Annotated in this window: 16 protein-coding genes; 11 read left to right on the forward strand and 5 right to left on the reverse strand. The window is 65.0% G+C overall.

The features are described 5' to 3' along the window. Positions 1-14: 14 nt before the first annotated feature. Positions 15-1,031 carry an amino acid ABC transporter substrate-binding protein gene (locus H143_RS0103895; protein WP_019936915.1) on the reverse strand — a complete coding sequence of 339 codons (1,017 nt, stop codon included), beginning with the start codon at positions 1,029-1,031 and terminating at the stop codon, positions 15-17. A gap of 185 nt (positions 1,032-1,216) precedes the next feature. Here H143_RS0103895 and H143_RS0103900 point away from each other — a divergent pair, with 185 nt between their 5' ends. The 4 genes from H143_RS0103900 (at position 1,217) to H143_RS0103915 (ending at position 4,620) form a co-directional block, all read left to right on the forward strand. After that, positions 1,217-1,903 (forward strand): cell division ATP-binding protein FtsE, encoded by a 687-nt coding sequence (locus H143_RS0103900; RefSeq protein WP_026349698.1) that lies wholly within the window; start codon positions 1,217-1,219, stop codon positions 1,901-1,903. Beyond that, entirely contained in the window at positions 1,900-2,808 is a 909-nt protein-coding gene (locus H143_RS0103905; protein WP_019936917.1) for an ABC transporter permease, read from the forward strand. The genes H143_RS0103900 and H143_RS0103905 overlap by 4 nt, the downstream gene beginning before the upstream one ends. A 127-nt stretch (positions 2,809-2,935) precedes the next feature. Continuing rightward, positions 2,936-3,586 carry a chemoreceptor glutamine deamidase CheD gene (cheD, locus tag H143_RS0103910; protein WP_026349699.1) on the forward strand — a complete coding sequence of 217 codons (651 nt, stop codon included), beginning with the start codon at positions 2,936-2,938 and terminating at the stop codon, positions 3,584-3,586. 161 nt (positions 3,587-3,747) lie between these two features. Further along, positions 3,748-4,620: a DMT family transporter gene (locus H143_RS0103915; RefSeq protein ID WP_019936919.1), complete on the forward strand. Its 873-nt coding sequence runs from the start codon at positions 3,748-3,750 to the stop codon at positions 4,618-4,620. Between the two features lie 58 nt (positions 4,621-4,678). On the opposite strand, the gene H143_RS0103920 is transcribed toward H143_RS0103915, so the two are convergent. Then, positions 4,679-8,326, reverse strand: a complete 3,648-nt coding sequence (locus tag H143_RS0103920; protein ID WP_019936920.1) for an indolepyruvate ferredoxin oxidoreductase family protein — start codon at positions 8,324-8,326, stop codon at positions 4,679-4,681. A 230-nt stretch (positions 8,327-8,556) separates the two neighbouring features. Here H143_RS0103920 and mutY point away from each other — a divergent pair, with 230 nt between their 5' ends. The 3 genes from mutY (at position 8,557) to H143_RS0103935 (ending at position 10,380) form a co-directional block, all read left to right on the forward strand. Beyond that, on the forward strand, positions 8,557-9,618 hold the full coding sequence (gene mutY, locus H143_RS0103925) for an A/G-specific adenine glycosylase (RefSeq protein ID WP_019936921.1): 1,062 nt from the start codon (positions 8,557-8,559) through the stop codon (positions 9,616-9,618). A 218-nt stretch (positions 9,619-9,836) separates the two neighbouring features. Then, positions 9,837-10,130 (forward strand): BrnT family toxin, encoded by a 294-nt coding sequence (locus H143_RS0103930; protein WP_019936922.1) that lies wholly within the window; start codon positions 9,837-9,839, stop codon positions 10,128-10,130. Then, on the forward strand, positions 10,093-10,380 hold the full coding sequence (locus H143_RS0103935) for a BrnA antitoxin family protein (RefSeq protein ID WP_026349700.1): 288 nt from the start codon (positions 10,093-10,095) through the stop codon (positions 10,378-10,380). The genes H143_RS0103930 and H143_RS0103935 overlap by 38 nt, the downstream gene beginning before the upstream one ends. Before the next feature lie 53 nt (positions 10,381-10,433). Here the strand turns inward: H143_RS0103935 and H143_RS0103940 are convergent, their stop codons facing one another. Both H143_RS0103940 and metH read right to left on the reverse strand, forming a co-directional pair. Then, the gene (locus H143_RS0103940) at positions 10,434-11,258 is read right to left on the reverse strand and encodes a helix-turn-helix transcriptional regulator (protein ID WP_019936924.1); all 825 of its coding nucleotides are present in this window, start codon (positions 11,256-11,258) and stop codon (positions 10,434-10,436) included. 1 nt (position 11,259) lies between these two features. Then, positions 11,260-15,033 (reverse strand): methionine synthase, encoded by a 3,774-nt coding sequence (gene metH / locus H143_RS0103945; protein WP_019936925.1) that lies wholly within the window; start codon positions 15,031-15,033, stop codon positions 11,260-11,262. A 369-nt stretch (positions 15,034-15,402) separates the two neighbouring features. Between metH and H143_RS0103950 the strand changes: the two genes are divergently transcribed. The 4 genes from H143_RS0103950 (at position 15,403) to H143_RS0103965 (ending at position 20,272) form a co-directional block, all read left to right on the forward strand. Next, positions 15,403-16,632 (forward strand): ABC transporter substrate-binding protein, encoded by a 1,230-nt coding sequence (locus H143_RS0103950; protein ID WP_019936926.1) that lies wholly within the window; start codon positions 15,403-15,405, stop codon positions 16,630-16,632. Positions 16,633-16,782: 150 nt separating this feature from the next. After that, a complete protein-coding gene (locus tag H143_RS0103955) occupies positions 16,783-18,717 on the forward strand; it encodes an ABC transporter permease (RefSeq protein ID WP_019936927.1) in 1,935 nt (644 codons plus the stop codon). After that, positions 18,714-19,499, forward strand: coding sequence for an ABC transporter ATP-binding protein (locus H143_RS0103960; protein ID WP_019936928.1), 786 nt, complete (start codon positions 18,714-18,716; stop codon positions 19,497-19,499). Before H143_RS0103955 ends, H143_RS0103960 begins: the two co-directional genes overlap by 4 nt. Continuing rightward, positions 19,496-20,272: an ABC transporter ATP-binding protein gene (locus H143_RS0103965; RefSeq protein ID WP_019936929.1), complete on the forward strand. Its 777-nt coding sequence runs from the start codon at positions 19,496-19,498 to the stop codon at positions 20,270-20,272. The genes H143_RS0103960 and H143_RS0103965 overlap by 4 nt, the downstream gene beginning before the upstream one ends. 50 nt (positions 20,273-20,322) lie before the next feature. Here H143_RS0103965 and H143_RS0103970 read toward each other — a convergent pair whose 3' ends face one another. After that, complete coding sequence (locus tag H143_RS0103970; protein WP_019936930.1) at positions 20,323-21,804, reverse strand: SulP family inorganic anion transporter; 1,482 nt, start codon at positions 21,802-21,804, stop codon at positions 20,323-20,325. Positions 21,805-22,108: the final 304 nt, after the last annotated feature.

The following is a 22,108-nucleotide window of genomic DNA, read 5'->3' on the forward strand; positions in this document are numbered from 1 at the left end:
CGCACCCGGACTGCTTAGCGGATCGGCCAGCCGTACTGGATACCGCCGTCCCTGTACTGGGCGTTCAGGCCTCGTTCGAGCTTGAGCGCGCTGTCCTTGCCCACGTCGCGGTCGAAGACTTCGCCGTAGTTGCCCACCTGCTTGACGATGTCGTAGGCCCACTTGTCGTCCACGCCCAGGCCCTTGCCGATGCCGGGGGTCACGCCCAGGATGCGCTGCACGTTGGGGTTGCTGCTCTTGAGTTCCTCATCGACATTCTTGGATGTGATGCCGTACTCCTCGGCTTCGAGCATGGCGTTGAGCGTCCAGCGCACGACGTTGAACCACTGATCGTCGCCCTGGCGCACCATGGGTCCGAGCGGCTCCTTGGAGAAGTTTTCCGGCAGGATGACGTACTGTTCGGGATTGGCCATCGTGGTGCGCAGCGCAGCCAGGGCCGACTTGTCGGTACTGTAGGCATCGCAGCGGCCCGCCACGAAGGCGCCGAGCGCCTCGTCGAGCTTGTCGATCACGACCGTCTTGAAGTCGATCTTGTTGGCGCGGAACCAGTCGGCCAGGTTCAGCTGGGTCGTGGTGCCGGGCTGCAGGCAGATGGTGGCGCCGGCCAGATCCTTGGCGCTTTTCACGCCCGAACTCTTCTTGACCATGATGCCCTGGCTATCGTAGAAATCGACGCCGGTGCCGATCAGGCCCAGGGTGGTGTCGCGGGTGATGGTCTGGGTGGTGTCGCGGCTGAGCAGGTCGACTTCGCCCGACTGCAGCGCGGTAAAGCGCTGTTGGACCGACAGCGGCGTGAACTTGACCTTGCTGGCGTCGCCGAACAGGGTGGCCGCCACGGCATGGCAGAAGTCCACGTCCAGGCCCGTCCACTTGCCCTTGCTGTCGGCGATGGAAAAGCCGGCCACGCCGGTGGACACACCGCACTGCACATAGCCGCGCTTTTTTACGGCATCGAAGGTGGTGCCCGCATGCGCCACCGAAGCGGCGGCGAACAACGCCGCCCCGCTCGCCATCAATTTCAAAGCTTTCATCGTGTGCTCTCCGTTAGTAGCCTTGGCCGCCTCACCGCCTGCGCCCCGGCGTTGCCATTCAATGTACACGTGTGGCATCGTACGTGGCCTGATATAGGGGGACAAGGGGGCAGCCGGCCGAAGGCGCGGCCCGGGAGCTTTTTTCTTTTTATTCGTTACTATTGCGCTTCACCTTGCGCATTGCCATGATCGAATTCCAGCACGTCTTCAAATCGTATGGCCGCGGCCGCAATATCCTGGCGGACGTCAACTTCCGCATCACGGCCGGGGAATTCGTCTTCGTCTCGGGTCCGTCGGGCGCGGGCAAATCCACCCTGCTCAAGCTGGTGGGCGGACTGGAATCCGCCAGCCGGGGCAGCATCCAGGTCAACGGCCAACGACTGGACCAGTTGCCCGCGCGGGCGCGCCCCTATCTGCGCCGCGCCGTCGGCGTGATCCTGCAGAACACGCACCTGCTCTACGACCGCAGCGCGCTGGCCAATGTCATGCTGCCGCTGCTGGTCACGGGCCTGGCGATCGGCACCGCGGGCGGGCGCGCCCGCGCCGCACTCGACAAGGTCGGTCTGGCCGGCAAGGAAAACCTCAGTCCCATCGAGCTTTCGGGCGGCGAACAGCAGCGCCTGGCCATCGCCCGCGCTATCGTCAACCGCCCCGCCATCCTGATCGCCGACGAACCCACGGCCAATCTCGACCACGGCAATGCCCAGCGCATCATGAACGTGTTCCGCGATTTCAACCGGGTAGGCGTGACCACCCTGATCTCCTCGCACGACACCGAGCTGATGGCCGGGTATGCGAACCGCGTGCTGCTCCTGTCCGAACCGGGCAAGTTCCAGGACTCGCACCCCATCGCGACGGGAGCCCCGGCATGAAGTCATTACTGCAGCAGCACCGCTACGCTCTGGTCATCACGCTGCGCCGGTTCGCGGCCCAGCCTTTCTCCTCGCTGGCCAACCTGCTGGTCATGGCGCTGATCCTGGCTTTGCCGCTGCTGGGCGCTGCCGTGCTGGTGTCGGTCGAACCGGTCGTGCGCGACATGTCGGTCACGCCCGAACTGACCGTCTTCATGCAGCCTGCGGCGTCCTCGGACGCGGCCCAGGCCGTGGCCGAGCGCATTACCCGCGAAACCGCCGACCAGGTCAAGAGCGTGCGCGTGATACCGCGCGCACAGGCCCTGCAATCCCTGCGCAACAATCCGGCCTGGCGCGAGGCCCTGGCCGCCCTGCCCGACAACCCCCTGCCCGACGCGGTGGTGGTCACTCTCAAAAGCGGCGACGACCTGGCCGCGCGCGCCGACGCAATGGCCGGAGCGTGGGGTAAATGGCCCCAGGTCGACCATGTGCAGCTGGACAGCGCCTGGGTGCAGCGCCTGGAAGCCCTATTGCGGTTCGGCCGCATTGGTCTCTGGTTCCTGGCCATCTGCGTGGCCGTGGTGGTCCTGGCCACGGTTTTTAACACCGTGCGCCTGCAGGCCATGACCCAGCGCGAGGAAATCGCGGTCGCCCGGCTGGTGGGCGCCACCGAGTCTTTCGTGCGCCGGCCTTTTCTCTACCTGGGCGCGCTCACGGGCACGGCTGCCGCCCTGCTGGCCATCCTCGCGGCCGGCCTGGCACTGCAACCGCTCAACGGCGCCGTGCTGGGGCTGGCCCGCAGCTATGGCGCCGAATTCGCCCTGCACCTGCCCAGCCTGCCGGTGCTGGCGATCGAAGTTCTGGCGGCCGGCGTCCTGGGTGCCCTCTCGGCACGCTGGTCAGTCACCCGTAGTACGCGCTTTTAACGGCCGTAATCCGCAGATTGAACCAGGGGCCAGAACAGGTACAGTGAAACGCGGTTTGTTGCAACATGCAACAAACCGCCCGCCAATCACCAATCGACGAGTGGGCAGCGCCACCGGACTACCCGATATGCCATCCGCCTCCAAAGCCCGGGCCACCCGCCACTACTACGACAGCAACTTCAACAGCCCTGCCGTCAAGATACTGCCGAACGAATACTACGTGACCTCCGGCGAGGACCTGATGCTCACCACCGTGCTGGGTTCGTGCGTGTCGGCATGCATCCACGACCCGGTCACCAAGGTGGGCGGCATGAATCACTTCATGTTGCCCGACGGCGACAGCACCTCGCCGGCATCGGCCACCATGCGCTACGGCTCGTTCGCGATGGAAGTGCTGATCAACGAGCTGCTCAAGGCGGGCGCGGACCGCGGCCGTCTCGAGGCCAAGGTGTTCGGCGGCGGGGCCGTGCTCGCGGCCATGCAGCAGATGAACATCGGCGAGCGCAACGGCATTTTCGTACTCAACTACCTGAAAACCGAAGGCATCCCGGTCCGCTCCCAGGACCTGGGCGATGAGCATGCCCGCCGCATCAACTACTTCCCCCGCAGCGGCAAGGTCATGGTGCGGCGCATGGCCCCCCATCATCACAAGGGTGAAGTCATCATCGCCAAGCGCGACGAGATCACGGCCCAGGTGGCCCAGGCCGAAGCCGACGCGCCGACCAACGTGCAGCGCTTCACGACCAAGGGCGGAATGAAGATCGAGCGGTTCAAGTAGCCCGGCTCGCCGCGGCGAAGCGACCGTATGGCGGCTTGCGCACGCAAGGCTGCCGCGTTGATGAACGCGTCCGAAAATGGCGAGCGCGCCATCGAAGTCCTGCGTACGCTTGCGTACCGGGAAGACGAGCACCGACATCCCGACCATCCACATTCCTTGCCATGAATCTTCTCGAACTCTTTTTGCTGGCCGCGATCTGGGGCGCCTCCTTCTTGTTCATGCGCGTGACCACGCCCGAGCTCGGGGCCGTCGTGCTGATCGCGCTGCGCGTGGGCATCGCGGCACTGGTGCTGCTGCCCGTGCTGCGCTCGGCCCAGGCGCGCGCGCAGTTTCGATCCAAGCTATGGCCCCTGTTCGTCGTGAGCGTCACCAATTCCGCGATACCGTTCACCCTGCTGGCGTATTCGACGCTGTACGTCGACGCGGGGATGGACTCCATCCTCAACGCCACCACGCCGCTCTGGACCGCACTGATCTCGGTGACCCTCTACCAGACGGCGATGAACCGCGAGCAGACCCTGGGCCTGCTGTTCGGCCTGGTCGGCACGATCGTGCTGGTCTGGGACACACTCGATTCCGGCGTCAAAGGCATCCCTGTCGCGATTGGGGCGGCACTGCTCGCGACCTTGTGCTACGGCTTTGCGGTGAATTATTCCAAGCGCAACCTGGCCGGCGTGCGGCCTTTCGTCGCGGCCTTCGGCAGCCAGTTCTTCTCCGCCATCCTCCTGCTGCCGATCGCGCTGACTCTCTGGCCCCGACACACCATCGCTGCCTCCACCTGGGCCTGCGTGGCCGCGCTGGGCCTGCTTTGCACCGGCTTTGCCTACATCCTGTACTTCAGGCTGATCGAGCGCGTGGGCGCCTCCTACGCGGCATCGGTCACCTTCGTCATCCCTCTTTTCGGAGTGCTGTGGGGCGCGCTGTTCCTGGGCGAACGCGTCACCCCGACGACCCTGGCCGGCGGACTCATCATTCTTTTCGGAACAGCCCTGACCAGCGGCAAGCTGAACTGGATGATGCCGAAAAGGGCTTGAGCGCCTGAAACACGAAGGGGGCCTCGCGGGCCCCCTTCGCTCGTGATCGCGACCCGCCTCAGGCCGCCCGCGAGCCGCCCAGGGTCACGACCTGTGCGCTCAATTCCTTGAGCAGTTCGTCACGCCGGGCTGCCGCCTTGGCCATGGCGGCCTCCTTCACATGCCCGTATCCGCGGATGTGCTCGGGCAGGCTGGCCAGGGCAACCGCCTTGTCCAGATTCCCGCGTTCGAGCTTGGCCGCGATGGCCGTCAGGTCTTGGGCGTACTGGCGGATCAGCGCACGCTCGGCGCGGCGCTCCTCGGTACGGCCGAACACATCCAGCGCCGTTCCGCGCAGACCGCGCATGGCGGCCAAGACGCGGAAAGCCTTCAGCACCCAGGGGCCGTAGCTGCGCTTGATCAGATGGCCCTTGGCATCGCGCTTGGCGAACAAGGGCGGAGCCAAATGCAGGTTGAGCTTCCAGTCGCCCTCGAACTGCTCCTGGACCTGCTTGATGAACGCGCCGTCGGTGTACAGCCGCGCGACTTCGTACTCGTCCTTGTAGGCCATGAGCTTGAAGTAATAGCGCGCCACCGCCAGCGCCAGCCGGTCGGTGCCGGTGGCAGCCTGTTCGGCCTGCGCCACCGTATCCACCAGGCTGCGGTAGCGCTGGGCATAGGCTGCGTTCTGGTACTGCGTGAGCAAGGCCGAGCGGTGCTCGACCAGCTCGGCCAGTTCGCCCTGCGGCCGCTTGAAGTCGACCACGGTCGACTCGGCCTTCTGGCCGCGCTTGAGCTCGATGATGCCCCCGTCCTGAGCCGGGTCCTGGGCTTGTTGCGGCGCGGCTTTCTCGCCCTTGCCTATCAGGCCTTGCACCTGGGCCAGATCATGCGCGGCGCGGCGCCCCCAGTCGAAGGCGGCCAGATTGTTGGGCACCTGTTGGCCGTTCAGTTCGATGGCGCGCTTGAGCGCGGCCTCGCCCACCGGCAGCCAGCCCTTCTGGTAGGCGTAGCCCATCATCATGGGGTTGGAGTAGATGGCATCGCCCAGCAGGCCCACCGCCAGCTCGGACGCATCGAAGGCGGCCAGGTTGCCGGGCCCGCAGGCCGCAGCCAGTTCGGCGGTGAGGTCGGAACCGGGCAGCATCCAGTCGGGGTTGTGCACGAAGCTGGCCGTGGGCGCCACATCGCTGTTGAGCAGCACGCGGGTGCGGCCCGGCAGCATGCGGCCAATGGCTTCCTGACTGGTGCCCACGACCAGGTCGCCCAGCAGGGCCACGTCGGCCTCGCCCATGGCCACGCGGGTATTGAGCAGATCGGCCGAAGACGAGGCCAGGACCACGTGCGAGAGCACCGCGCCGCCCTTTTGCGCGAGGCCCGCCATGTCGAGCACCGAACAGCCCTTGCCCTCGATGTGCGCGGCCATGCCGATGAGCTGGCCGATGGTGACGATGCCCGTGCCGCCCACGCCGGCCAGGAACACCCCGTACAGGCCGCGGCGCGCGGCCAGGTCGGGAAGCACCGGATCGGGCAAGCCGGCGGCAATGTCGCCCTGCTGCGAGAGCGCCTTGGGCTTGCGCAGCTTGCCGCCTTCGACTGTCACCAGGCTGGGGCAGAAACCCTTCAGGCAGGAGAAGTCCTTGTTGCAGCTGGACTGGTTGATCTTGCGCTTGCGGCCCAACTCCGTTTCCAGCGGCTCGACCGACAGGCAGTGCGACTGGTCGGAGCAGTCGCCGCAACCTTCGCAGACGCGGTCATTGATGACGACGCGGCGCGCCGGATCGGGATAGGCGTTGCGCTTGCGGCGGCGGCGCTTCTCCGTGGCGCAGGTCTGGTCGTAAATGAGCACGGACACATTGCCGTATTCGCGCAGTTCGCGCATCACGGCGTCGAGCTCGTCACGGTGCTTGACCGGCACGTTCGGCGCCAGATCCGTCACGTTCTTGTACTTTTCGGGTTCGTCCGTGACGATGACGATTTTCTGGATGCCCTCGGCCGCCATCTGGCGCGAGATCATCGGCACGGTGATGGGCCCGTCCACCGGCTGGCCGCCCGTCATGGCCACCGCGTCGTTGAAGAGAATCTTGTAGGTGATGGATGCCTTGGCCGCCACCGCCGCGCGTATGGCCAAAAGGCCCGAATGGTAATAGGTGCCGTCGCCCAGATTGGCGAAGACGTGCTTTTCCTCGGTGAAGGGCGCCTGGCCGATCCAGGGCACGCCCTCGCCGCCCATTTGGGTGAAGACCTGAGTGTTGCGGTCCATCCAGGTGACCATGTAGTGGCAGCCGATGCCCGCCATGCCGCGCGAGCCTTCGGGCACGCGGGTGGAGGTGTTGTGCGGACAACCCGAGCAGAACCAGGGCTTGCGTTCGGTCGTCACGCGCGGGCGCGACAGCACCTTCTCACGCGCATCGAGAAACGCCAGGCGCGCCTGGATGCCGGCGCGAACGTCCTCGGGCAACTCGAACTTCAACAAACGCGAGCCGATGGCGCGGGCCACGATGGCCGGGGAGAACTCGTAATGCGCGGGCAAGAGCCAGTTGCCTTGCGGGATGCCCCATTCGCCACCGCTCTTGTCGTCGAACTTGCCGACCACATTCGGGATCTTGCGATCAGAACCTATCCAGCCGAAGAGCTCTTCCTTGAGCTGGTATTCGAGCATCTGGCGCTTTTCTTCGACGACTAGAATTTCGTCCAGGCCTTCGGCGAACTTCTGCATGCCAGTCGCTTCCAGCGGCCACACCATGCCCACCTTGAAGAGGCGCACGCCGATGCGCTGGCAGATGTCGTCCGTCAGACCCAGGTCGGCCAGGGCCTGGCGCGTGTCCAGATAGGCCTTGCCCGAGGTCATGATGCCAAAGCGCGCCGACGGGGTCGGCACGTGCCACATCTCGCGGTTGAGCTTGTTGGCGCGCACATAGGCCATCGCCGCATAGAGCTTGTAGTCGAGCAGCCTCGCCTCCTGCGCCAGGGGCGTATCGGGAATGCGGATGTTCAGTCCGCCCGGCGGCATGATGAAGTCTTCGGGCAGCACAATGGAGACGCGCTCCGGATCGACTTCCACCGAAGCCGACACCTCGACGATGTCGGTGATGCACTTGATGCCCGACCACACCCCGGCATAGCGGCTCATGGCCCAGCCGTGCATGCCGAAATCCAGCACTTCCTGCACGCTGGACGGGAACAGCAGCGGCACCATGCAGGCCTTGAGGATGTGGTCGCTCTGATGCGGCAGGGTGGACGACTTGGCGGGGTGGTCGTCGCCGGCCACCAGCAGCACGCCGCCGTGGGGCGAGGTGCCCGCCGCATTGGCGTGCTTGAGCACGTCGCCCGAGCGGTCCACGCCGGGGCCCTTGCCGTACCACATGCCGAACACGCCGTCGTACTTGGCGCCCGGGAACAGGTTGACCTGCTGCGAACCCCATACCGCCGTGGCGGCCAGATCTTCGTTGATGCCCGGCTGGAATTCGATGTGATGCTGCTTGAGATACTTGGCAGCCTTCCACATGTTCTGGTCCACCCCGCCCAGGGGGGAACCCCGATAACCGGAGATAAAGCCCGCGGTGTTCAGGCCGGCGCGTTGGTCGCGCAAGCGCTGCATGATGGGCAGGCGCACCAGCGCGTGGATGCCGCTCATCCAGGCACGGCCGTTTTCCAGGGTGTATCGGTCGTCCAGCTGGACGGACTCTAGCGCCGAGCGCAGCTCGGGCGTGATGGGGGCATTCATGTCTACTCCATTGTGTCGGGGTTGCCGGTCCGGCATCTAATCGTGCTCTTGTGAAGCGGATAGCGGCCGACCCTGGCATGTGATTTTTGCCGCCGGGCCGCCCCAAGGCAAAGACGGCCCCTTTGGGGGCAGCAAGCCGAAGGCGCGGTATGGGAGCAATTTTTTGCTGCGGTTGCTGTTTTAACCTCCCGCCATGCGTCCCCGCAATAAGGCAATGCCATAATCCGGCCATGAATTTCGCCTCCCGCATCGCCGCATGGCAGGCCCGCGGCGGCCGCCAAGGCCTGCCCTGGCAGGGCACGACCGACCCCTACCGCATCTGGCTCTCCGAGATCATGCTGCAGCAGACCCAGGTGGGCACCGTGATTCCCTATTATCTGCGCTTTCTGGAACGTTTTCCCGACGTGGCAGCCCTGGCGGCGGCTGGCCAGGACGAAGTCATGCCCTACTGGGCCGGGCTGGGCTATTACGCGCGGGCGCGCAACCTGCACCGTTGCGCGCAAACCGTGGTGGCCGATTGGGGCGGGCGTTTTCCGCGCACGGCGCGGGAGATCGCCACTCTCCCCGGCATAGGCCGCTCCACGGCCGCGGCCATCGCGGCCTTTGCCTATGGCGAGCGCTCACCCATTCTTGACGGCAACGTCAAGCGCGTGTTCGCGCGGCACTTCGGCATCGAGGGCGATCCGTCCCGACGCGCGGTCGACCAGCAGTTGTGGGAACTAGCCGATGCCCAGGTGGCGGCCGCAGCAGACCTGGACATGACTGCCTACACGCAAGGCCTGATGGACCTGGGCGCCACGCGCTGCACGCGCGGCAAGCCCGCGTGCGGGCAATGCCCCGTGGCCGACACCTGCGTGGCCAGGCGCGACGGCCGGCAGGCCGAGCTGCCCACGCCCAAGGCGCGCAAGGCCGTGCCCGAACGCGAGACGAGCATGCTGGTATTGGCGCACGAAGGCCGGGTGCTGCTGCGCCAGCGGCCTTCGCCCGGCATCTGGGGCGGGCTGTGGAGCCTGCCGGAATTCGACGCGGATGCGGATCCGCTGGCCGCGGCGCGAGGGCTGGGGCTGGAGCCGGACGCACATTACAAGCTGGCGGATTTCACGCACGTTTTCACGCACTACCGGCTGCATGTGCGGCCATGGCTGGTCTTCGTGCAAAAACACGTGGGCTTGCGTGAAAGCGTTCAAGCCGAACGCTGGATTGCAGCGAAACAACTGACCGATACCGCGCTGCCCGCTCCGGTGAAAAAACTGCTGGCCGGGGTTGCATCGGATCTTTTGCGCGAGGAATAAGGCGCAAAGATCACCCTCAAATCCCTCGCCTATTTCTGTTGGATACCCGCCTCGGCTTGCTTCATGCCGGGGCTGTTTTTATCTCGCAGCCGTCCCAAGGCTATCCCGTCGTTTCAGCAAGCTCGACGTCACCATGAAGCACGTCTCGATTGACTGAACGGCAAGCCCGTACCCGTTCGATCCCTCTTTGCTTCGGCAAATTATCGTGGGTACAATAATTGACATACCTCAGCTTCGATCCTGCAAAAAGCGCGCGCAACGTTGCCTTGCGCGGACTGCCTTTCGAAGCAGCAAATGACTTCGATTGGTCGAGTGCGCAGATAGCCGAAGATCACCGCAGGCACTACGGCGAACGCCGCTTCCAGGCGCTGGGATTCATCGAAGGGAAGCTGCACATGCTGGTGTTCACTCCGCGCGACGGCATGCTTCGCATCATCAGCCTGCGCAAGGCCAACTCACGAGAGATAAAGCGTTATGCGCAAAAAGCAGCCCAATTCAGAACGGATCGATGACGAAAACCCGGAGTGGACTCGGGCGACTTCTCGCCGTGCGCGCGCGGCGTCTGAAGTGCTGCCTGAATTGCTAGGCGCCGAAGCTGCGTCGCAATTGCTCAAGCCCCGTGGCCGTCCCAAGGCGGCCACGACCAAGATTCACCTCAATCTCAGGCTCGACGCCGATATCGTGCAAGCCTTCAAGGCCCAGGGCGTCGGATGGCAAACGCGCATGAACGATGCTTTGCATGAATGGTTGGAAACGCATTGATCAATACCCCGGGCGTAAAGCCGGGAGGCGGCGCCAGGGCTTGTTAACAAGCCCTACGGAGCGAGACCCGCATCCCCTGCCTCATCCGGCCGCAGCAGCATCACCAGCTTGAGCTCCGGATGCGTGGCCAGGCGGAAAGTGACTTGCTGGAAGGCCAGGCGGCCGTTGCGCGGGTGGTCGAAATCGCGCAGGCCGCCTTCGCGTTCGATCACGGCGTGGCGCGTCCACCAGTGCGCGAACATGGCGCTCTCGCGGTTCAAGGCGTTTATCAGGGCCGCCACCTCGGGCGCGTCCAGGTTGGCGGCCGCGTCGGCGCGAAATTCGGCCACGACGCGGCGCGCGCGCTGTTCCCAATCGACCACCAGCCGCCGCGCCGCCGGGTCGAGAAAAATGTAGTGCAACAGATTCGGCCTGGCCTCGCGCGCGGGCCAGTCGTCGAACAGTTCGCACATGGCGTCGTTGAAGGCCAGCACGTTCCAGGCGTGGTCCAGTACATAGGCCGGCGCGCTGATCGCGTCCACGCAAGCGCGCAACTGCCCCGCCGCACCCTCGATCGCCTCGCGCGGGTGTTGCGGGTCGGCGCATTCGGCCAGTTCGAAAAGGTAGGCGCGCTCGGCCCGATCCAGGTGCAGCACACCGGCGATGCGCGCCCATACCGCGGGCGACACCGATACGTCGCGCCCCTGTTCTATCCAGGTGTACCAGGTGACGCTGATGCCGCAGAGCTGCGCCACCTCCTCGCGCCGCAAGCCGGGCGTGCGCCGGCGCGGGCCTTCGGGCAGGCCCGCCTTTTGCGGCGTGATGCGGGCGCGGGCGCTGCGCACGAATTCGCCCAAGGCCTGGCGGCGCATGACGGAACCTTCGTGCGGCTCGGTCATCTCAGCCTAAATTCGGCGCCAGCGAACGCCGCACGTCTTGTTCCGTGCGGCCGCTGCGCGCGACGTAGTCGGCAAGCTGGTCGGCGCCGATCACGCCCACGTTGAAGTATTGCGATTGCGGGTGGCTGAAGTAGAAGCCCGACACGCTAGAGGCCGGCAGCATGGCGTAGCTCTCGGTGATGTGCATGCCGATGTCGCCGGCATCGAGCACGCGGAACATGTCGGTCTTGACCACATGCTCTGGACAGGCCGGATAGCCCGGGGCCGGGCGGATGCCGCGGTATTTCTCGGCGATCATCTCCTCGCCGCTCAGGGCCTCATCGGGCGCATACCCCCAAAGATCCTGGCGCACGCGTGCGTGCAGGCATTCGGCGAAGGCCTCGGCCAGGCGGTCGGCCAGCGACTTGAGCATGATGGAGGAGTAATCGTCCTGGGCCGCCAGAAACTGGGCCTCCTTGTGCTCGATGCCCAGGCCTGCCGTCACGGCGAACAGGCCGATGTAGTCGGCCACGCCGCTTGCCTTGGGCGCGATGAAGTCGGCCAGACACTTGTTGGACACGCCTTCGCGCTTGACGCCCTGCTGGCGCAGGTTGCGCCAGGTGAAGAGCACCTCGCTGCGCGACTCGTCCCGATAGATCTCGATGTCCTCATCGTTGACGGTGTTGGCCGGGTAGAAGCTCGCCACGCCGTTGGCCTTGAGCCAGCGCCCTTCGACGATTTTCTTGAGCATGGCCTGGCCCTCCTCGTAGACCTTGCTCGCCTGTTCGCCCACCACCTTGTCCTGCAGAATCGCCGGGAAGTGGCCGAACAGGCCCCAGGTGTTGAAGAACGGCCCCCAGTCCACATACTTGGCAATTTCGGCCAGGTCGTAGCTCTTGAAGGTGCGGCGTCCCAGGTACTTGGGCTTGGGCGGCACGTAGGCGGCCCAATCTATCCCGGGCCGGTCGGCGCGCGCCTCGGCCAGGGAAATGATGGGGGCGGCCTTGCGGTTGGCGTGGCGCCGCCGCACCTCTTCGTACTCCTGCGCGATCTCGGCGATGTAGGCATCGGCGTTCTCCGACACCAGGCTGGCGGCCACGGACACGGCGCGGCTGGCGTCGGGCGTATAGACCACCGGCCCGTCGTAGTGCGGCGCGATCTTGACCGCGGTATGCACGCGACTGGTGGTGGCACCGCCTATCATCAGCGGGATCTTGCGCTCACGGAAGTAATCGTCGCGCTGCATTTCGGAGGCAACGTAGGCCATCTCCTCCAGGCTGGGCGTGATGAGCCCGGACAGGCCGACGATGTCGGCCTTTTCCGTCTTGGCCATCTCGAGGATCTGCGCGCAGGGCACCATCACGCCCATGTTCACCACCTCGAAGTTGTTGCACTGCATGACCACGGAGACGATGTTCTTGCCGATGTCGTGCACGTCGCCCTTGACCGTGGCGATGACCATCTTGCCCTTGGAGCGCACGTCGCCCCCGGCGGCTTCGATCAGGCGCTTTTCTTCCTCGATGAAGGGGATGAGGTGGGAGACGGCCTGCTTCATCACGCGCGCCGATTTCACCACCTGGGGCAGGAACATCTTGCCCGCGCCGAACAGGTCGCCCACCACGTTCATGCCGTCCATGAGCGGACCTTCGATGACCTCGATGGGGCGGCCGCCCCGCGCGGCGATCTTCTGCCGCACTTCTTCCGTGTCCTGGACAATGAAAGCGGTGATGCCGTGCACCAGCGCGTGCTTCAAGCGCTCTTCGACCTGCACCTCGCGCCAGGACAGGTCCTCTTCCCGCTTCTTGCCGTCGCCCTTGATGGTGTCGGCGAACTGCACCAGGCGCTCGGTGGGCGTGTGTTCGTCGGCGTCGCCTTCCTTGCCCACGGGATCGGGGCGGTCCAGGATCACGTCCTCGACCAGGTCGCGCAGCCTGGCCTGCAGATCGGCATACACGCCGAGCTGGCCGGCATTGACGATGCCCATGGTCAGACCCGCCTGAATGGCGTAGTACAGAAAAACCGTGTGGATGGCCTCGCGCATGGGCTCGTTGCCGCGGAACGAGAAACTCACATTCGAGATGCCGCCCGAGATGCGGGCATGCGGCAGGTTCTGGCGTATCCAGCGCGCGCCCTCGATGAAATCGACTGCGTAGTGGTTGTGTTCGTCGATGCCGGTGGCAACCGCGAAGACGTTCGGGTCGAAGATGATGTCCTCGGGCGGGAATCCCTCTTGCTCGACCAGGATCTTGTAGGCCTTGCCGCAGATTTGCTTGCGGCGCTCGAGCGTGTCGGCCTGGCCCTGCTCGTCGAAAGCCATCACCACCACGGCCGCGCCGTAGCGCCGGCACAGGCGCGCGTGGTGGCGGAAGATTTCCTCGCCTTCCTTCATGGAAATCGAGTTGACCACGGGCTTGCCCTGCACGCACTTCAGGCCGGCCTCGATCACTTCCCACTTGGAGCTGTCGATCATCACCGGCACGCGGGCGATGTCGGGTTCGGAGGCGATCAGATTGAGAAAGCGCTTCATGCACGCGACCGAATCGAGCATGGCCTCGTCCATATTGATGTCGATGATCTGCGCGCCGTTCTCGACCTGCTGGCGCGCGACCGTCAGCGCCTCGTCGTATTTCTCTTCGCGGATCAGGCGCGCGAACATCTTGCTGCCCGTGACGTTGGTGCGCTCGCCTACGTTGACAAAGAGCGATTGCTCGTCGATGCTGACCGGCTCCAGGCCCGACAGACGCGTCTTGACGGGCACCTCGGGCACGGCGCGCGGCGTCAGCGCCGCGACCTTCTCGGCAATGGCGCGGATGTGGTCGGGCGTGGTGCCGCAGCAGCCGCCGGCCATATTGACCAGGCCGGATTTGGCGAACTCTTCCAGCAGGCCCGCCGTGTCGGCCGGACCTTCGTCAAAACCCGTCTCGGCCATGGGGTTGGGCAGGCCGGCGTTGGGATAGACGCAGACATAGGTGTCGCAGAGCTTGGAGAGCTCGGCCACGTAGGGCCGCATCAGCGCCGCGCCCAGCGCGCAGTTCAGACCTATCGTGACCGGCCGCGCGTGGCGCACCGAGTTCCAGAAGGCCTCGACCGTCTGCCCCGAAAGTATGCGGCCCGACGCGTCGGTGACGGTGCCCGAGATCATCACCGGCAGGCGCACGCCGCGCGCCTCGAACACCTCCTCCACGGCATAGATCGCCGCCTTGGCATTGAGCGTGTCGAAGATGGTCTCGATGAGCACGATGTCGATGCCGCCGTCGAGCAGGCCGTTCATCTGCTCGACATAGGCCACGCGCAGCTCGTCGAAGGTGATGTTGCGCGCGCCCGGATCATTGACGTCGGGTGATATGGAAGCGGTCTTGGGCTGGGGGCCCAGCGCCCCCGCCACGAAGCGGGGATGATCGGGCGTGCTGTAGGCGTCGCAGGCGGCGCGGGCCAGCTGCGCCGAGACCTTGTTCAATTCGTAAGCCAGCTCGGGCAGATCGTAGTCGCCCTGGGCCACCGACGTCGCGCCGAAGGTGTTGGTCTCGATGACGTCGGCACCCGCCTCCAGATATTGCCCGTGAATCTCGCTGATGACGTCGGGGCGCACTAGCGACAGCAATTCGTTGTCGCCCTTGAGATCCTTGTGATGATTCTTGAAGCGCTCGCCGCGGAAATCGGCCTCGGAGAGCTTGTAGCGCTGGATCATGGTGCCCATCGCGCCGTCCAGGATCAGAATGCGCTGGCCCAGCCGGCGCACGAATTCAGCGCCACGGGTATAGGTGGACGGGGGATAAGGCAGCTTGGGATAAGTCACAACGGGCAATCCTGGTTCTAGCCCGGTTCCGGATCGGACCCGGGCGCCTGCCGACACGCACTGAGATCGTGCCGCAGATCAACGCTCGATTGTAATAAATCCCATCAACCCGGCGACGGGCTGCGCCCCCGCGCTATCGGCTCGCGGCGGCCCGTCCATGCTGGGGGTCCGGACCGCGAACGCCGCGCACGGGAGGCGCGTGCCAATTAGAGCGTGAGCGCTCATCCCGGCTCTGGGGCCGGCAAAGACTATATTTCGTCCGTACTTTTCTCAGGCGCCCCCATCCAGTCCAGCGGCTCGGCGCGCAAGCGGCCTGATGACGGACCGTTGTTTAGGCATGACAATGTATCAACCAACCGGAGTGCATTCATGAAGATTCAGGTAACAAGGCTCGGACTTTCCGCCGCGGCGGGCCTCATGGCCCTGACCCTGGCGGGACAGCCGGCTCACGCCAGCGGCGTCATCAAGATCGGCGACATCAACAGCTACAAGGCGCAGCCGGTCTTCGCCGATGGCTACAAGAAGGGCATGATGCTGGCCATCGACCAGATCAACGCCAAGGACGGCATCGACGGCAAGAAGCTCGAGCTGATCACGCGCGATGACAACGCCAACCCCGGCGACGCGGTGCGTGCAGCCCAGGAGCTGATCGACAAGGACAAGGTCGACATTCTGACGGGTTCCTTCTACTCCAACATCGGCACGGCCCTGGCCGATTTCGCCAAGCAGAAAAAGCGGTTCATGCTCATCACCGAAGCGCTTTCGGACAACATCGTCTGGTCGGACGGCAACCGCTATACCTTCCGCCTCGAAGCCTCGACCTACATGCTGTCGTCCTCGCTGATCGACGCCGCCGTCAAATCGGGCAAGAAGCGCTGGGCGCTGGTCTACCCCAACTATGAATACGGCACGTCGGCGGCCAAGACCTTCAAGGAGCAGCTCAAGGCGCGCGAGCCCGATGTCCAGTTCGTGACCGAGCAGGCGCCGCCGATCGGCAAGATCGACGCCGGCAGCGTCACGCAGGCCATCATCGATGCCAAGCCGGACGCCATCTTCAACGCCCTGTTCGGCTCCGACCTGGCCCAGTTCGTGCGCGAAGGCCAGACGCGCGGCCTGCTGACGGCCAAGATGCCGGTGTTCTCCCTCATTACCGGCCAGCCCGAATACCTCGAACCCCTGCGCGACGAGATCCCGCCCAACTGGACCGTGACGGGCTATCCCTGGTACAGCATCAAGACGCCGGCCCACCTGGCCTTTCTCAAGGCCTACCAGGACAAGTACGGCAAGGTGCCGCTGCGCTTCGGTTCCATCATCGGCTATGACGCGATCAAGTCCATCGGGGCCGGCCTGAAGGCCTCGGGCGGCAAGACCGACACCGACTCGCTGATCAAGGCGTTCAGCGGCCTGAAGTTCGACACGCCCGATGGCCCGATGCAATACCGCGCCATCGACCATCAGGCCACCTTCGGCCTGTATGTGGGCAAGCTCGCGCTGCAGGATGGCAAAGGCGTGATGGTCGACTACCACTATGTGCCCGGCGACACGCTGTTGCCGCCCGATGACGTGGTGCGCAAGCTGCGCCCTGCCGACGCGGACTGAGCGCCGGCCGCCCGCAGGCGCCGGGCCGCGTCAGTCGGCCCGGCGCTGTTCAAATCGGCACCCAGGCGCTACCCTTTTTTGCCGCCGGGCTGCCTTTCCACAGGGGTGGAATCCCGGCCTTTCCAAGCCACGCATCCGCCTGGACGCCAAATGGACCTTTCCGCTTTACTGGCCCAGCTGCTCAACGGCCTGGCCGAAGCCTCGTCGCTATTTCTGGTCGCCGCGGGCCTCTCCGTGATCTTCGGGGTCACGCGCGTACTGAATTTCGCGCACGGCTCCTTTTTCATGGTGGGCATCTATCTGGCCTACATGCTGACGGAAAAATTCGCCGCCGCCGGCATGGGCGCTGCGGGCTATTGGGGCGGCATGGTTCTGGCTGCGGCAATGACCGGCCTGCTCGGCGCCGCCGTCGAGATCGCGCTGCTGCGGCGCATCTACAAGGCGCCCGAGCTTTTCCAGCTGCTGGCCACGTTCGCGCTGGTGCTGGTGATCAACGACGCGGCGCTCTGGCTATTCGGCCCCGCGGACCTGCTGGGCCGGCGCGCGCCCGGCCTGAGGGGCGCCGTCGCCCTCTTCGGCCGCAACTTTCCCAGCTATGACCTGTTCTTGATCGCCGTCGGCCCCATCGTGCTGACGCTGCTGTGGCTGCTGCTCACGCGTACGCGCTGGGGCAAGCTGATCCGCGCGGCCACGCAGGACCGGGAAATGCTCGGCGCGCTGGGCATCAACCAGGCCTGGCTCTTTACCGGCGTGTTCGCCCTGGGCACCCTGCTGGCGGGGCTGGGCGGCGCGGTGCAACTGCCGCGCGAACCGGCCAGCCTCGGGCTGGACCTGAGCACGGTGGCCGATGCCTTCGTGGTGGTGGTGGTGGGCGGCATGGGTTCCATTCCCGGCGCCTATCTGGCGGCCTTGCTCATCGCCGAGGTCAAATCCCTGTGCATCGGCATCGGTCTGGTGCATATCTTCGGTATTGCGTTTTCCTTCAGCAAGCTCACGCTGGTCGTGGAGTTCATTGTGATGGCGCTGGTGCTGATCTTCAGGCCCTGGGGCCTGATGGGGCGCCAACAAGGTCCCCGCCGCGATAGTGCGCCGATCGAAGTGCCGCTACGTCCAGGTACGCCGGCCTTCAAAGCGAGCATCACCCTCGTGGTGCTCGCCCTGGCCGTGCTGCCGCTGCTGTCGGCCCACCTGCCCTATGCCATGGTTCTCGTGCAGGACGTGCTCACCGCCGTGCTGTTCGCCGTCAGCCTGCACTTGATCATGGGGCCGGGCGGCATGGCCTCCTTCGGCCATGCCGCCTATTTCGGCCTGGGCGCCTACGGCGCGGGCATCCTGCTCAAGTCCCTGACCCTGCCCATGCCACTGGCGCTGGCCGCGGCACCGCTGGTGGCCGGGGCGGGCGCGCTGCTCTTTGGCTGGTTCTGCGTGCGCCTGTCGGGTGTCTACCTGGCCATGCTCACGCTGGCTTTCTCGCAGATCGTGTGGTCGATCGTGTTCCAGTGGGACGGCGTCACGGGCGGCTCGAACGGCATGACAGGCGTCTGGCCGGCGAGCTGGCTGGGCAGCACGGCCTATTACTACCTGACGCTGGCGCTGGTGGTGCTGTCGGTTTTCCTGATGCGGCGCATCCTGTTCGCGCCTTTGGGCTATGCGCTGCGCGCCAGCCGCGACTCGGCGCTGCGGGCCGATGCCATCGGCATCGACGTCAAGCGCGTGCAGTGGTCGGCCTTCGTCATCGCGGGCGTCTTCGCCGGCCTGGCCGGATCGCTCTTCGCGTTCGCCAAGGGCACCATCTCGCCCGATGTCCTGGGCGTGAGCAAATCGGTCGACGGCCTGGTGATGGTGCTGCTGGGCGGCGTCCAGACCCTGCTCGGTCCGGTCGTGGGCGCGACCGTATTCAACGTGCTGCAGGACTACATCATCAACGCCACGGATTATTGGCACGCTGTGTTCGGCGGCATCATTCTGCTGCTGGTGCTGGCTTTCCCGCAGGGCATCGTCGGGTTTGCCCGCCGCGCCACCGAACAATGGACGCTGCGCCGCGCTCATCGCGGCGCGGCGCCCGCCAAGAAGGAGCAAGCATGACGGCCCTGCTGCAAGTGCGCAATCTGAGCAAAGCCTTCGGCGGCGTCAGGGCCGTGGACGGCATCGATTTCGACATCGCCGAAGGTGAATTGCTGGCGCTCATCGGCCCGAACGGCGCGGGCAAATCCACGACGTTCAACATGGTGGGCGGCCAGCTGGCGCCCACCTGCGGTTCGGTTCTGTTCAAGGGCGTCGATCTGGTGGGCATGAAGCCGCGCGACATCTGGCGCCGCGGCGTGGGCCGCACTTTCCAGATCGCCGCCACCTTCGCCTCGCTGACCGTGGCCGAGAACGTGCAGACGGCGCTGCTTTCGCATCACGGGCGCACTTTCGGCCTGTGCAAGCCGGCCGCCGCACAGTTCCGCCACGAGGCGCTGAAACTGCTGGCCCAGGTCGGCATGGACGATCAGGCCGACCGACCCTGCAGCGAACTGGCCTACGGCGACGTCAAGCGCGTGGAACTGGCCATGGGGCTGGCCAACGATCCCAAGCTGCTGCTCATGGACGAACCCACCGCGGGCATGGCGCCCAGGGAGCGCAACGATCTCATGGCCCTGACCAAGCGCCTGGTGCTCGAGCGGCGCATGTCGGTGCTGTTCACTGAACACAGCATGGACGTGGTGTTCGCCCACGCCGACCGCGTGATCGTGCTGGCGCGCGGCCGGCTCATCGCCCAAGGCAGCGCGCAGGAGATCCGCAACCACCCGAAGGTGCAGGAAGTGTATTTCGGCTCGGGCAAGACATTCGAAAAGGACCAGGCCATGCAGGAGGCCGCGATATGAACAGCGCCGCACTTGCCACGCCCATGCCCGGCGCGGCAGCACCGCAACGGCAGACGCTTCTGGAAGTCGACGGCCTGAACGCCTGGTACGGATCGGCCCACATCCTGTTCGACGTATCGCTCCAGGTGCGGCGCGGCGAGGTGGTCGCGCTGATGGGCCGCAACGGCGCGGGCAAGTCCACCACCTTCAAGGCCATCATGGGGCTGCTGGGCCGGCGCCAGGGCAAGGCGAGCTTCATGGGCAAGTCCGTCATGGGCCTGCAGCCCTACGAGATCGCACGCCTGGGCCTGGGCTTCGTGCCGGAAGACCGCCGCATCTTCACCGACCTGACCGTGGCCGAGAACCTGGACGTGGGCCGCCAACCCGCGCGCCGATGGCCCGACGGCAGCGAGTCGCTCACCTGGACGCCAGCCGCGCTGTACGCGCTCTTTCCCAATCTGGGCGCCATGCAGGACCGGCCGGGCGGCAATATGAGCGGCGGCGAGCAGCAGATGCTGACGGTGGCCCGCACGCTCATGGGCAATCCCTTTCTGGTACTGCTGGACGAACCCTCCGAAGGCATGGCCCCGGTCATCGTCGAGCAGATAATCGGCATGATCCTGCAGCTCAAGGCCCGGGGCGCAAGCGTTCTGCTATCGGAGCAGAACATGCACTTGGCCGAACTGGTGTCCGATCGCGCCTATGTGCTGGAAAAAGGCCAGGTCAAATTCGCGGGCAGCATGGACGAGCTGGCCGCGAACGAGGCGGTACGGCGGGCCTATCTGTCCGTCTGAGTCCCAGGCGGCAGCGCGTACGGCGACGCGCTACCGGGCAGCGCAGCGCGTCAGTGGCTCGGCTCGAAATGCGTTGGGAACCCTTTGTCATGGGTTGCATACTTCTCGATCATCGTGGCGCTGGCTCTGGTCACGCCCAGGAGGTCGACGGAAATCCCGTTACGGCGGAACTTGTTGACGATGCGGTCCAGTGCATCAATCGCGGTGATGTCCCAAAAGTGCGCGTGCGACAGGTCCAGGCGTACCGATTTGATCGGCTCCCTGAAGTCAAATTCAGAGACGAGCGCTTCAGACGACGCGAAGAACACCTGGCCACGGACGAAATACGCGCGCAGGCTGTTCGCTTCGTCGAGTTCCGAGTCAACCGTCAGTACGCGTCGAACCTTCGACATGAAGAAGACGGCACTGAGCAGCACGCCCACCAAAACGCCGATCGCCAAGTTGCCTGTCGCAACGACCACGATCACCGTGGCGACCATCACGACGGACGAACTCTTGGGGTGAGTGCGAAGGTTGCGGATCGAGCGCCAGCTAAACGTGCTGATGGACACCATGATCATGACAGCCACGAGCGCCGCCATGGGGATCTGCCTGACCCACCGGCCGAGAAAAACGACCAGCACCAATAGAAACGCACCTGCAATGAACGTGGACAGCCGCCCGCGCCCGCCGGACTTAACGTTGATCACGGTCTGGCCGATCATTGCGCAACCAGGCATGCCGCCGAGAAAGCCAGCCACGATGTTGGACAAGCCCTGCCCCCGGCATTCGCGATTTTTGTCGCTCGGCGTGTCGGTGAAGTCATCGACGATCGCCGCCGTCATCAACGACTCGAGCAATCCCACCACAGCGATTGCGAGCGAATACGGAAAGATTATTTTCAGCGTATCCAATGACAAGGGGACTTTGGGTATGGCGGGAATCGGCAATTGGTCAGGGAATGATCCCATGTCGCCCACCGTTCTGAGTTTCAGATGCAGCGCAATTGAAATCGCCGTGAGCACGACGATGCAGACTAGCGGGGACGGTACGGCTCTGGTCAGACGCGGCAGCAGGTAGATGATGGCGAGCCCGCCGGCGACCATCAAATATACGTAGGCAGGAACGCCTCTGAGCTGCGGTAGCTGGGCGAGAAAAATGAGAATGGCCAGTGCGTTCACGAAGCCGGTGATAACCGAACGGGACACAAACCGCATGAGGCCGCCCAGCCTGAGCAGGCCGGCGAGAATCTGCAGTAACCCGGCCAAGATTCCCGCGGCGAGCACATATTCCACGCCATGATTCTTGACAAGACTGACTATGACCAGCGCGACGGCGCCCGTCGCTGCTGAAATCATGGCGGGGCGGCCACCGGCGATGGCCGAAACGACGGCGATGCTGAAAGCGGCGTAAAGCCCTACCTTGGGATCGACGCCGGCAATAATCGAAAACGCGAGCGCTTCTGGAATCAGCGCCAGCGCGACGACGACGCCTGCGAGAATATCGGCGCGGACGTTGAAGAGCCACTCTTCGCGGAACGTGGTTTTTTTCATGGTTGGGCCTGGACTTGGAAAAATCATGGGCAGGCCCGACCGGGGGAAGCGAATGGTGCCGCGATCAAACGTAGCCTGGCCTGCCTCGTTCAAGAGGCAGCCACATACGCTTGCTCGATACGGTGGGCAAAGCACACATTGAAGAATGCGCGCTGAACCGATGGCTCACGAACCCTGACGGTCAGGCAATTTGACAAAACAAGGGGTTCGCGGACAGTTACATCGGTATGAGAACTAAAGACGGCAGGTTTTGCTGCAACGCAGCATGATAACGCAAACGCCAGTGCCGGTCTATCGCCCGAGC

This window comes from Bordetella sp. FB-8, from assembly GCF_000382185.1.
Lineage (GTDB): Bacteria > Pseudomonadota > Gammaproteobacteria > Burkholderiales > Burkholderiaceae_B > Bordetella.